Below are 12,942 nucleotides of genomic sequence, written 5' to 3' on the forward strand. Positions count from 1 at the left end.
CCGTAATATCCAGCGCTCTGGAGGGAATGGTTTCGGGGAGCTCTGTGTCCAACACGGTCGGATCGGGCAGTTTCACCATCCCGATGATGAAGAAGATAGGTTATCGCCCTGAATTCGCGGCGGCGGTAGAGGCGACGGCCTCCACCGGAGGACAGATCATGCCCCCCATAATGGGTGCGGCCGCCTTCCTGATGGCCGAGATAACGGGCATCCCTTACTCGAATATCGTGATCGCGGCCTTTCTACCGGCCTTTCTGTACTTCACGGGCATCTTCCTGATGATCCATTTCGAGGCCAAGAAGCTGGGCTTGAGAGGACTCGATCGCAAGGACATACCGAACTTCGCCAAACTCATGCTGAAAAAGGGCTTTCTACTGATCCCGCTCGTCGTCATCATCTATCTCATGATGACCGGCTTCACCCCGGCCATGGCAGCCTTCTATTCGATAGTCTCGGCGATAATCGTCAGTATGTTCAGAAAGGACACCAGGATAACCTTCAAAAGCGCGGGCGATGCGCTTGAGAATGGTGCGCGCAATACGATAGGCGTCGCGATCGCCTGCTCGGTGGCCGGTATAATCATCGGAACAGTCACCCTGACAGGTATCGGGCTCGAACTGGCGACCGGACTGCTCAACCTTTCGGGAGGAATACCGATCATCGCCCTCTTCCTGACGATGATAGCCTGTATCATCCTGGGAATGGGCGTCCCGACCACGGCCAACTACGTCATCATGGCCACGATAACGGCCCCGATCGTTGTCAGACTTGGTATTCCGCTCATGGCTGCACACATGTTCGTCTTCTACTTCGGCATCGTGGCGGATATAACGCCGCCGGTGGCGCTGGCCGCGTACGCCGGTGCGGCCATCGCGAAATCCAACCCTCTCAAGACAGCCATAACGGCGACGAGACTGGCCATAACGGCCTTTATAATCCCGTACATATTCGCCCTAAGCCCGAACCTGCTCCTGACGCCGGAGGTCCTCTCGAACCCCATGGCTCTTCTGGAGACGGTTTTTATAATAATAACCTCTCTCGTCGGGATGTTTGGTATCGCTGCGGGAATGGAAGGTTTCATGTTCAAACTCATGCCCTTTTGGCAGCGAATCGCGGTTATAGTCGGCGGTTTGCTCCTCATATATCCCGGCTGGGTCACCGACCTGCTGGGTTTCGGGCTGGTCGGAGCGGTTTTCGCCTACCAGTACTTCACCGGAAGGACGGGTGGCGCCAGACCTGCGACGGTCTCCTGAGCGAACTCAATAAAAAACCTCCCTTTACCGGGAGGTTTTTCTATTTCAACTGCGGGCCTTGTAGAACGAGTCGAACCCGACGGCCGCGAGTATGACCAGTCCCTTGAAGACGTACTGAACGTAGAGATCGATTCCGATGAGGTTGAAGGCGTTTGTTATCATCGTCAGCAGGAGGGCGCCGATCAGAGTTCTGAGCACGGAACCTTCGCCGCCCGATACGCTGGTCCCGCCTATGACCGCCGACGCGATGGCGTCGAGTTCGTAGCCCTGGCCGGCCAGGGGTGTGACCGACAAAAGTCTCGAGGCGTAAACGACACCCGACATCGCCGCCATGACACCACCCATGACGAACGTCATTATTATGTAGAAGTCGACTTTCACACCCGAGAGTCTCGCGGCCTCTTTGTTGCCGCCGATGGCGCAGGAGTAGCGCCCGAATTTCGTCCTCACCAGTATGAACTGTCCCAGCGCGACCAGCGCAAGCAGGAGTATTATCGGGAAGGGAACCGGACCGACATAACCGTTCCCTATGAAGGCGAAGCCCTCGGAATCCACGTACAGCGGGTAACCTCCGGTGTACATATACACTATGCCCCTGATGATCGTCATCGTTCCAAGGGTGGCTATTATCGGGGGGATATGGATCTTCGAGGTCAGAAAACCGTTCGCGACCCCAAAGGCCGCCCCCACGAGCAGGACCACCAGCATCGCGGGAAACCAGTGCATGTACGACTGGAGGCCCACAACCATCGCGGCCGTAAGCGCGAGAAGCGATCCGACGGAAATGTCGAAGCCGCCGCCAATGATGACAAAAGTGGCTCCGATAGCCATTATTCCGATTATAGAACTCTGTCTGAACACGTTGATTATATTTCGCCACGACAGGAAGTTGGGGGTCATGAAGGATATAACTATTATCAACACGAGAAAGGCTATCAGGATTTTGTATTTACCCAGAAAGCCGGTTATTTTAGAACTGGCGCCGGGATTTGACATTTATCTCACCACCTGTCGATTCGATGATTCTATCTTGCCGCCCAGAGTCGTTCTGAGGATCTCGTCCTGACGGGTGCCGCGTCCGAACTCTCCGACGATCTCTCCGTCTCTGGTCACGAGGATCCTGTCGGACACGCGCAGCACTTCCTGCACTTCCGAAGAAATGAAAAGCACGGAGAAGCCGCTCTCGGCCAGTTCCCTCACTATGCCGTAGATCTCGCTTTTGGCCTTCACGTCTATACCCTGAGTCGCCTCGTCCATTATGAGCAACTTTGGGTTGGTGAGAAGCCATTTAGCGATTACCACTTTCTGCTGGTTCCCGCCGCTCAGGTATTTGGTCTGCTGGTTCATCGACGCGGAACGTATGTTGAGTCTCTTGTGGTATTCCTGTGACTTTACGTACTCCCTGCGGACGCTCAACAATCCGGGACCGACCGTGAACTCTCCTATCGCAGGCAGGGTTATGTTCTTGAAGACCTCCAGGAGCAGCACGAGACCGTCGGATTTTCTGTCCTCGGGTATCAGGGCTATCCCCGCGCGAATGGCGTCGACCGGCGAATTAAGATCGACCCTTCTTCCCTCGACGAATATCTCCCCGCTCTCGATCTTCTCCGCGCCGAACAACACTCTGGCCAGCTCGGTCTTTCCCGAACCGGTGAGCCCGGTTATTCCGAGGACTTCGCCGGGATAAATATCCAGGGAGATATCCCTCACCCTTGGAAGTTTCACGACGTTTTTGGCCGACAACACCGGCTGGCGGTCGTAGCTGGCGTAGCTGGATATGTATTCGGCATCGTGGAAGACCTCCCCTACCATGAGGTTCACGATCTCTTCTTTCCCGGTTTGGGCGGTGTCGAGTGTGGATACCTTTCTGCCGTCTCTCAGGATGGTTATTCTATCGGTTATCCTGAACACTTCCTCGAGAATGTGAGTTATGTAGAGGATCGATATCTCCTTTTCCCTCAAGTCACGTATGATCTTGAATAGATGATCGGCCTCCTGTTTCGAGAGCGATGCGGTCGGTTCGTCCATGATGACGACCTTCGAATTTCTGGAAAGAGCCTTCATGATCTCGACCAGCTTCTGCTGGGCGACACCGAGTCCGTATATCTTTTCGTCGGGTGGGAGATCGAAACCGAACTTTTCACAGAGTGCCGTGTATCTCTTCCTCATCTGTTTGCCGCTCAAAAGACCGGCGCTCAGTAGCTCATCCCCGAGGAAGACGTTCTGCTCGACAGTGAGCTTTGGAATCAGGCTGCGCTCCTGGTATATGACGCTGATCCCGTTCTTGAAAGACTCGGCCGGGGAGAGAAAGCTGCTCTCGACGCCGTCGTAGATCATCGTTCCCGAATCTCTGTGGTAGGCTCCTACTATGCACTTGGTGAGAGTCGATTTGCCCGAACCGTTTTCCCCCAGCAGGGCGTGGACTTCTCCGACCCTTATATCCATGCTCACGTCTTTCAGGGCCTGAACTCCAGGAAAGCTCTTCGAGAAGTTCCTGATCTCGATAATATTTCTGGTTCCACTCTTACCACCCGGCAAGAAAATCACCCACCGCTTCGAGGTTCGCGGGCGGTATCTGTCTTATATCCCACGATAGCGTGAATCCTCTATACCCTCTGTTCAGTGTTCTACGAACGTATTCTCCAACTATGGCCGGATCGACGGAGCAGACGGGCGGAAAAGCCACCGCTTCAAAGCCGGGATAGATCCTGACGGCGCCGCCCCGGTCCAGACTCTCCAGCTTTTCGAGTTCCCTGTCGTAGTTATCCAGTGTCAGTCCCTTTGAGGCCAGCTCTCCGAAGCTTTCCGGAAGGTCGAGCCCCGTCAGCTGTTCGAGGACACATAACGAGTCTCTCTCCGAGATGTTGCCGTTGAGCTCTCGAAGTATCTTCGCGAGCGACAGGAGTTCCATCGGAAGGCCGGCCGGTCCCATGGTTTTACAGTAGATCATGGGCTTGATCCAGTCAACGTGCCTGGACAGTTCCGTGTAATCCTGACCGACCAGCCTCGCCAGCGATGGCGGAAAGAGATCTATACCGATATCGAGGTTCCTCTTGCGCGCCGCTCTTGCGTAATCGGCAAGAAGCGCGGAAACGGAGGTCGTTCGAAATACGATCGCCTCTTCGATCGAAGCGAAAAGTTCTCTGAGAATCCCCGGCATGGCCTCTACGCCGACAGCCTTTCCCGGCTCTTTGAGAAGTCTTTGCAGGTCCCCTCGCAGACTTTCAATAACGCCCCCCGATCGCTCGAGGCAATCGTCACACACGCAGGTGAGGATCTCCTTCAATCCGTTGGCCGGAGAGGGAAACCTTATTCTGTCGAAAAATACCCCCGCGAAATCTGCCAGATCGAGAGTCTCCTCGAAGAGCTCGAGAAATTTCTCCTCTCCCCCTACCCTGTTCGGACACAAAAAGGCGAACTCCTCTCCGCCGGCCTTCTGAGCCTCAAGTATCTGGGAACGGCCGCTTTCGACCGCCGCCACCACCTGGAAATCTTTTGCCTCGAAACGCGCCGGTGTGTCCGCCAGCATGGGATACCACAGATACGGAGAGACACCTTCGCGGGCGCAAATCGAAGCCAGCCGGCCGAGATTGTCCGTATCTTTGGACCATATCATCAGTGCTTCCAGTCCCAGACGTTTCATTTTTTCCAGTTTTCTCTTCAGCCTGTCGGCAAGATCCGGAGTAAGCTCTTCGTTCAGAAAAAGCTGCGAATGGATCTTCACTCTTTCCGCTAGCGACATGAATCGACCTCCGTTTCCGTTCGCTCAATTACATCCAATTACATCTCAGGTTCGAATTCCTTCACGTTGTCTTTGGTCACTATAATCTGCTTAATCTCGACGAACTTCGGAACTTCCTGACCGGTGAGATACTTGTGTGCGGCCTCTACCGCTTTGTAACCCTCTTCTACAACCGAGAAATATGTGGTCGCGTAGACATCGCCCGATTCGATGTAGGGAACCAGTTCCCTCGCGTACTCCAGTCCGAGGACGTAGACATCGCTTATGCCTCTCTCTTTGAGAGCCATCGAAGCGGCTATGGCGCCGGACCACCACTGGCAGGCGATCACATCGACATTTCTGCCGCTCTGGAGGAAGGCTTCCATGAAAGCCAGAGTTCCTTCTTTTGTCCAGCCGTCTATCGGTCGTTTCTCGATTATTTTCCAGTTCGGGTACTTGTTCGCAATTGAAATGAACCCCTCTTCACGCATTCTCTGAGCCGTTGTGCCGGGGTTGCCCTCGATGAGTATAATGTCTATCGAAGCATTTCCGAAGAGCTTCTCGACGAACTCGGCCTGCACGACCCCAGAACCGATCTCGGACCGTCCGATGTGAGAGATGACACCGGGATACTTTCCTTCGGGATCGGTTCCGATGCTGTTGGTGAAAGTGATTATCGGGATATTTGCCTCGTTGCAGCGGGTGACGGCCGTTCTGAGCGCCATGTTGTCGGCCGCACAGAGCAGAACGAGATCGACCTTTCTGGCGATGAAGTTCTCGACCTGTGAAAGCTGTTTGCCGGCGTCCCATTCGGCATCGGCGTAGATCAGATTGAGTCCGAACTCCTGGGCCGCCGCGTCGAGACCTCTGCGCTGCACGCTGAAAAACTCGACGGTTCCCGGTAGAAGAACGGCTACATCAGTCGCCAAAACCACTGCTACGGCCATAACAAGTAAAAGAATTACAAAAACTGCCTTCTTCATATTCACTCCTCCTGTCTTTGGATTGCCTTTTCTCATTCTCTTGAAGCACCCCCAAGAACCTCTCTGAGAAGTAGCTCTTTCTGAGCGAAGTACGCGCCACCGATGACCACGCTGTAAGGCTCGAGAACGGCCCTGCTCAAAAGATCCGGTCTGTAGAGCTCCGCGGGCAGGACTCTTTTCAGGGTGTCATCGATGATCGGAAAGATCCGGTCATACTGGTTGAACCCAATACCACCTCCAATCAACAACTTCGCAGGATCCAGAAGCATCAATGAGTTGGCGAAAGCCAGCGCCAGATGCTCACAGCCGTTCACGATTCTTTCTCTTGTCTTTTCGTCGCTTTCCATTCTCTCGAAAAGCCCTTCGACCGTTATCGGCAGATCGTTCTCCTTACAGAACGCTTCCAGTGAGTGGCCGGAGAACCAGTTTTCCAGTCGGCCGAAGCCCGAACTTTCACTCGATTCCAGAGTCCAGTCTGTCACGAATTCCCCGATCTCGCCGGCACTTCCGGCGTAACCCCTGTAAACAGTGTTATCTATGACTATACCTGCGCCAATTCCCGTACCGATGGAAACGAGAACCACATCGCCGTACTCCCTCGCCGCCCCGATCCAGGATTCGCCGAAGGCGGCCAGTGTCACGTCGTTTTCGACGAGAACGGAGATTTTGTACTTATCCTCCAGGGGCGATTTGAGATCGAGATCCCCCTGATCGAACGAAGGCATATATTTGATGACCTGAGAAGATCTGTCAACCGTTCCCGGTATTCCCAGCGTAATACCGAGTATTTTTTCTCTGCCGGCCTTCTTTATGTATCTCTCCAGCCTCTCTTCGAGCTCCTTCAATATCCCCTTTCCGTTGCGGAACAGCTCTGACGGGACCGTCTCGTGAACGAGTATGTTACCGTCGAGATCCAGCAGGGCGAATATCGCCTTTGTGCCGCCTATATCAACGCTCAATACATATTTGAAATCCGGGGAAAAGGAGAGATTGATCGGCTTCCTTCCGCCGGTGGCCTTGCTCTTCCCTAGTCCGGTCTCCGTTAAAATGCCTTTTCTCACCAGATCGTTGACGATGGAAGAGACCGTCGGCTTACTGAGGCCCGTGACTTTCGCGAGCTGCACGCGCGATGTTCGCTTCTTTTCCCTCGTTATTCTCAAAATTTCTTCTGTTCTAAGTTCCATGAGCTTCGACACCACTCGCTTCCTCCAGAACGTCCGGCCGAAACGTTCAGCTTCCACAGTCAAAGTGAGATTCGGCGGGAATTTTGCTTGATCTATCCTGTTAAGAACGTTTCTTCGATTACTGCGGGAATTTATACACAACATTGGTAAATAAAAAATACTAACCAATTTCGGTGAAATTATAGCTCATTCTTCACAAACGACAAAGGAAAGGCCGAAAGAACGGCGGTCGATCTACTAGCCACCGGATGTAAGTAAACATTGTTAGTTGTATGTAGGCGAACGCTAAGACGTGTCAGGATTGTTGGAAAACCAGCAACTCGATCGCGGACTGTTTGTGGAAAATACGCGCTCTTTTTCGTGTTTTCTATTTTCCGGTTATAAGTGCTAGAGTATTATACGGCAATCTCTTCTTTTTGCAATCGGCTTTTAGCTTCGTGGAGCATACGGGTCTGTCCGGAACGGGAGTTGTCGTTTATTATCAAACCTTGAAACGCCTTGAATCAAGGGCATTAAAAGATTCGTCGCACGGTTTTTTTATTCTGCAAGACCGTTCGATGCAAGCGGGGTGAGTCATGGATATTGACGAAAAGGTAGGGCAGAAGATCGAGAAGTGGAAGAGGGATCTACTTGATTTCTCTATGAGAAACAGATTGATAAATTTCAGGTATGGAAAGACCGGCACGCTCAAACTTCTCTCTCCCTCTGTTAACGTTATCTTCGAAACCCTTGCCGTTAGGGAGAGAGTGATTAGCTTCGTTCCAACTCCCCCACGTGAAAGCGGCAACTTCACGGATGACTTTTCCGGACATCTAAAGTCCGGCCAGGTACTTACCGAAAGGGAAGAGAAGGAGATGAACCTGGTTCTGAACAGACTGCGCCTGAAATCCAGAACTTCCTACGAAGAGATGGGTATCAACACGCTTTTCATGATTTTCGGTCTTCTGAAATGGAGAGAAAGCCCCGCGAGTCAGAATCACTTACTCTCACCCTTGCTTCTCGTACCTGTGACCATCGAGCGTGACAACATTGCCTCGCCTTACACAGTCAGGATGATAGATGAGGAGATCGTTCTCAATCCGACCCTCTGTGAAAAGCTCGAAGAATTCGGTTTGGATCTGGCTGCGGCCTTCGAGAAGGATATGGTTATCGGCAAATCGACTTTGAGCGATATGTTTGCGAAAATTTCGGAGATAATAAACCCCCTTTCCGGATGGTCAATAGTTGAAGAAGCTGTAATTGGGGTCTTTTCTTTCGCGAAACTCTCGATGTACAAGGACCTTGAAAATTATCAAGCACTAGTTTACAAAAATCCGGTTTTGAAATCTATAGCAGCCGGTAGTATCGAACCCTTTGAGGATAGCGATTCGGAATTTGTGGAAGATCTCGACAAAGCGATAGATCCAGTCAACTCTTACCAAATACTCGATGCCGATTCCAGCCAGCAGGAGGCGATTCTGGCCGTTAAAGCAGGCAGAAATCTGGTGATTCAGGGGCCTCCAGGAACGGGCAAGAGTCAGACTATAGCAAATATAATCGCCGAATGCCTGAGTCTGGGCAGAAGAGTGTTGTTTGTGAGCGAAAAGATGGCGGCTCTAGAAGTGGTTAAGCGTCGTCTAGACGGCTGTGGGCTCGGAGATTTCTGTCTGGAACTGCACAGCAGGAAAACAGGAAAAAGGACGGTCCTCAACGAACTCGATAGAGTTCTCACGCAGGCCAGACAACACGCAGTCGATACTGACCCTCTAGACAGGGAATTGATCAGGCTTAAAGAGCTGAGGACAAATCTCAACCGTTATGTGGAGGCCCTTCACAGGAAACGATCGAATCTCGGGATCTCCGCTTTCGAAGTTCATGGAAAACTCGCCGAACTCGATGGCGTGAAATCTCTCAGTTTCAGATACGAAGGTACAGGCAAACTTGACAGAGAGGAAATGGGCGTTATTCTGCATGATCTCGATCAGGTGAAGCGTTTTGCAGATATCTACCGCGATTACCGCTGCAGCCCACTCAACGCGGTCAAGGCCGACGGTCCAGATGCGCTCCTGATTATACGTATCAGAGAATCGCTTGAAGCGCTGAACGAGACGATACAAAGACTGGACAGCCTCGGAGGGTGTGAACCGGAAGATGTCGGAAGGCTCGTCGAAAGTCTTTCCAGAATAGACACTCCGCTAAATGTGATAATAAATCGAAAAGATCTCTTCCACCCGACCGAGGATAAGACTATCGAATCGGTTTCCGTGTTAATAGGACTCATCGGGGAAATAGAAAGGACTCTCCCTTCTAAATACCGCGGGATATTCCTCCAGGCCAAACGAAGTCTTCAGGAGCTGGTCTCTTCTTACGAAGCGCTCATTGAAAAAAGAACGAGAGTAGGCGAGATCACCAGAAGTCAGAGAAACATCGACACAATGAAACCATTCGAAGAAACAGTAAATCTCCTCACCAGGTATCGTGCCGGCATTCTCTCGCTCGATCACGATGAACTCATCGGCAAGTTCAAAGGCCAGTACCGTAGCTGGTTTGGAAGGTTATTAGGGCGGTACCGCAAGAAAGTAGAGCTGCTTCGTTCTCTGACTTTAAATGGTCTGCCGGACATTTCGAAGATAGTTGAAGACCTTGAAATGGCCTCCAGAGTTGCCTCTCGCGTTATACCACCCGGTTGCGTTTTTGAAGAGAGCGATCTGCTGGAGCTTTTGCTCGACTCCAGAGAGCGCCTCCTTATTCATTACCGGCAGTACGACAAAGTGAAAGCCGGGCTCGAACAGCTTGCTGGAACGTTAACTGAGCTGGCCGAACTCCTCTCGTTTGTCGGACTGATCCGTGTTCACAAAGAGCGTAGATCAGATATACCGGCGATGACTGCAGATCTGTGGCTGGACTCCGTATCTATAGAGAAGGAAAGATTGAAAACTCAACTTATGGATATTTCGACCATTGTAGATATCTCTGTTATAGCCCGGGGAGGATCGATCAGCGATTACAAACGTACCGCCAGTTTCATCCGCGAATTGACGACAGCTTCGATTCACCTCCAGGAGTGGCTTTCACTTAAGAAGAGCGTGAAAAACCTTAAGCGCATCGGACTGGAGGACTTCCTGGAAAACGCCTTCGAAGAAGGTGTAGATCCGGCCGACCTGCGAGAGGTCTTCCTCAAAGGTTTTTACAGTAGGCTCCTTTCACTCTTCTACGGAGAAGATACGATTCTCAATTCATTCTCAGGGAGTGAGCAGAACATACTCGTGGAGGAATTCAGAAGGCTGGACATCAAGCAGCAACACTACGCCAGAAAACGACTCGCTTCGCTTCTGGCGCAGAAGATACCCGTCAGCGACTTTGCCAGGTCAGGAAGCGCCGAGACCTCGATACTGAAAAGAGAGGTCGCCAAGAAGAGAAGAAATAAGTCCATAAGGCGTCTCTTCTCCGAGATACCCAACCTTCTTCAAGTCCTCAAGCCCTGTATGATGATGAGTCCACTTTCAGTCTCGGTTTTCATCGACCCGGAAAGATTTAGATTCGATCTGGTGATCTTCGACGAGGCGTCGCAGGTCTTTCCCGAAGACTCCGTCGGGGCGATCATGCGAGCCGATCAGGTAGTCATCGTCGGCGACAATAAACAACTCCCGCCTACCAGCTTCTTCAAAATATCCGAGCCGGACGTTGCGGAACTCGAAGAGGAAGAAAGCGATCTAGAAAGTCTGGAGAGCATACTGGACGAGTGCAGCACAGCCGGATTGATGGAAAAGAAACTGCTCTGGCATTACAGGAGCCGTCATGAATCGCTCATAGCCTTCTCGAATCACCATTTTTACGAAAATCGCCTGAACACTTTTCCCTCCAGTAATTTCGACGGCCCCGGCTGTGGAATTTCTATGATTTTCGTAGATAACGGCATCTACGATAGGGCCAGAAGCAGAAAGAATCAGGAAGAGGCACTCAGGGTCGCCACGATGGTCATGAATCATGCCAGAAGCAAGCCGCTGGTCTCGCTCGGAGTGGTCGCCTTCAGCGAGGCGCAGCAGATGGCTATAATGGACTGTCTCGAATTGCTCAGAAGAGAAGATCCATCACTCGAGGAGTTTTTCAAAGAGGAGTCTCCTGAACCCTTCTTCGTAAAGAACCTCGAAAATGTTCAGGGCGACGAGAGGGACGAGATGATCTTCAGCATAGGTTACGGAAGAGACCATTTGGGAAGGCTCACCATGAACTTCGGTCCCCTCAACAAAAACGGGGGCGAGAGAAGGTTGAATGTAGCCATAACAAGAGCGAGACAGAAAGTAACGGTAGTGAGCTCGATAAAGGCGGGCGATATTCCCGCCGATGTGCAGACGCCCGGTGTGCTGGCCCTGAGGGAGTACCTCAATTTTGCAGAAAGTGGCGGTCATACAGGGTTTCTTCAGAGTGAAAGGAGGAACAGGGAAGCCGATTTCGATTCACCATTCGAAGAGGAGGTCTATAGAGAGTTGACCGAATGCTCTCTCACTGTTCACAGCCAGGTCGGCTGTTCCTCTTACAGAATAGATCTCGCCGTTGTGGACGACAGGAGACCCGGAAAGTATCTGCTGGGGATAGAGTGCGACGGCGCCATGTACCATTCGGCAAGAACCGCCCGCGACAGAGACAGACTCCGCCAGAAAGTTCTGGAAAACCTCGGATGGAAAATCACGCGGGTCTGGTCCAGAGACTGGGTATTCGACAGAAAGGCAGAAAGGGATAGGCTCCTCTCCGAGATCGAGAAGGCCCGGTCGAACTCAAGTGTCGAAGGCGAATCAAATACCGTAGAAACCATACCGGAGGAGAACCTGCAAAAGCTCGAAAACGATAAACCGTCGTTGCCGGTTTATGAGAGATTCAATCCGCCTGATCTGATCGAGCTTTCGAGATCCGGAAAACTCTCGAGTGCCGGACAGTTGATACAGGCTGTGATGGAGAAAGAGGCGCCGGTACATCTGGACGAGGTCGTATCCAGAATACTCGGGCTTTATGAGAATCACCCGACACTCCTCCCCGCGATGAACCGGAACATGTATACGCAATCAGGTAGCATCTCCAGAAAGAGATTGAAGCAATATCTACTGTTCAATCTTCCGAAGGAAAAGTATGAACTCGAAGGCGACTTCATCCTGAACCGTAGCGAAACGGTCTTGCCCAGGAGAGCGACGGGCGCGAACGCAAGGAAGGCCGATCATATACCTCCTGTTGAAGTCAGGGAAGCGATAAGACTCTGCCTGAAAGATGCCTTCAGCATGAACAGGGAGGATCTGAAGACCGATGTCTCGAAGCTGTTCGGCTTCAGGAGAGTGGGAACCACGATGAACGAACTTATAGACAGAGAAATAAAGTTCCTTATTCAAAACGGTCAACTGGAAAGCGATACAGACAGACTGAGCCTGTCGGACGGCGCAAAATAGTCGATCTCAAGGGTACCATTTTTTTGCCATGCTCTGTAACGGGTACGGTATGGCTATAACAGGGGCAGCCGCATATTGTATAATACACGATATACAAACTCGGACCGTTTTGTTGCCCCTCGCAATCGGCCGGAAAGGTACTCAACATGAAAAAAGCCCTCAAGTTCTGGGATCTCGTCGCTCTAGAAATCGGCATGACGATCGGAGCCGGGATATTCGTCTATATGCCGCTCGCTTACAGGAGTGCGGGAGCGGGAACTATAATGGCTTTTGTTTTCGCCTTCCTCCCGATGGCGGTCATAATGATCAATGTCATGTTACTCGGCTCGACGCTTCCAACTACGGGGGGAACTTTCAAATACGGCGCCTTCCTTTTTTCGCCAAAAG

At 51.9% G+C, this 12,942-nt stretch carries 7 protein-coding genes and 1 pseudogene; 3 read left to right on the forward strand and 5 right to left on the reverse strand.

Annotation, left to right across the window (positions count from 1 at the left end; genetic code table 11):
• Window positions 1–1,253, forward strand: a 1,253-nt coding sequence (locus tag PKX57_RS09210) for a TRAP transporter permease (RefSeq protein WP_472416925.1), incomplete at its 5' end; no start/stop codon positions are given.
• A 45-nt stretch (window positions 1,254–1,298) separates the two neighbouring features.
• Here the strand turns inward: PKX57_RS09210 and PKX57_RS09215 are convergent.
• From PKX57_RS09215 to PKX57_RS09235, 5 genes are read right to left on the reverse strand one after another with little or no spacing between them, the layout of a single operon-like run.
• Window positions 1,299–2,249 carry an ABC transporter permease gene (locus PKX57_RS09215; RefSeq protein ID WP_472416927.1) on the reverse strand — a complete coding sequence of 317 codons (951 nt, stop codon included), beginning with the start codon at window positions 2,247–2,249 and terminating at the stop codon, window positions 1,299–1,301.
• Window positions 2,250–3,800 (reverse strand): sugar ABC transporter ATP-binding protein, encoded by a 1,551-nt coding sequence (locus PKX57_RS09220; RefSeq protein ID WP_470745053.1) that lies wholly within the window; start codon window positions 3,798–3,800, stop codon window positions 2,250–2,252. It lies immediately after the preceding gene.
• Window positions 3,778–4,995 carry a hypothetical protein gene (locus tag PKX57_RS09225; protein WP_472416929.1) on the reverse strand — a complete coding sequence of 406 codons (1,218 nt, stop codon included), beginning with the start codon at window positions 4,993–4,995 and terminating at the stop codon, window positions 3,778–3,780. The genes PKX57_RS09220 and PKX57_RS09225 overlap by 23 nt, the downstream gene beginning before the upstream one ends.
• Before the next feature lie 38 nt (window positions 4,996–5,033).
• Window positions 5,034–5,957, reverse strand: a complete 924-nt coding sequence (locus tag PKX57_RS09230; RefSeq protein WP_213921823.1) for a substrate-binding domain-containing protein — start codon at window positions 5,955–5,957, stop codon at window positions 5,034–5,036.
• Between the two features lie 32 nt (window positions 5,958–5,989).
• Window positions 5,990–7,153, reverse strand: a complete 1,164-nt coding sequence (locus PKX57_RS09235; protein WP_472416932.1) for an ROK family transcriptional regulator — start codon at window positions 7,151–7,153, stop codon at window positions 5,990–5,992.
• Between the two features lie 563 nt (window positions 7,154–7,716).
• Between PKX57_RS09235 and PKX57_RS09240 the strand changes: the two genes are divergently transcribed.
• Window positions 7,717–12,555 carry a DUF4011 domain-containing protein gene (locus tag PKX57_RS09240; RefSeq protein ID WP_472416934.1) on the forward strand — a complete coding sequence of 1,613 codons (4,839 nt, stop codon included), beginning with the start codon at window positions 7,717–7,719 and terminating at the stop codon, window positions 12,553–12,555.
• Window positions 12,556–12,701: 146 nt separating this feature from the next.
• A pseudogene (locus PKX57_RS09245) lies at window positions 12,702–12,942 on the forward strand (APC family permease); the annotation flags it as partial.

The organism is Mesotoga sp., from assembly GCF_035363035.1.
Lineage (GTDB): Bacteria > Thermotogota > Thermotogae > Petrotogales > Kosmotogaceae > Mesotoga.

Excerpts from the sequence above, each read along its gene's own strand:
- PKX57_RS09215 (WP_472416927.1), bottom strand. The coding sequence starts at position 2,249 with ATGTCAAATCCCGGCGCCAGTTCTAAAATAACCGGCTTTCTGGGTAAA.
- PKX57_RS09225 (WP_472416929.1), bottom strand. The coding sequence starts at position 4,995 with ATGTCGCTAGCGGAAAGAGTGAAGATCCATTCGCAGCTTTTTCTGAAC.
- PKX57_RS09230 (WP_213921823.1), bottom strand. The coding sequence starts at position 5,957 with ATGAAGAAGGCAGTTTTTGTAATTCTTTTACTTGTTATGGCCGTAGCA.
- PKX57_RS09240 (WP_472416934.1), top strand. The coding sequence starts at position 7,717 with ATGGATATTGACGAAAAGGTAGGGCAGAAGATCGAGAAGTGGAAGAGG.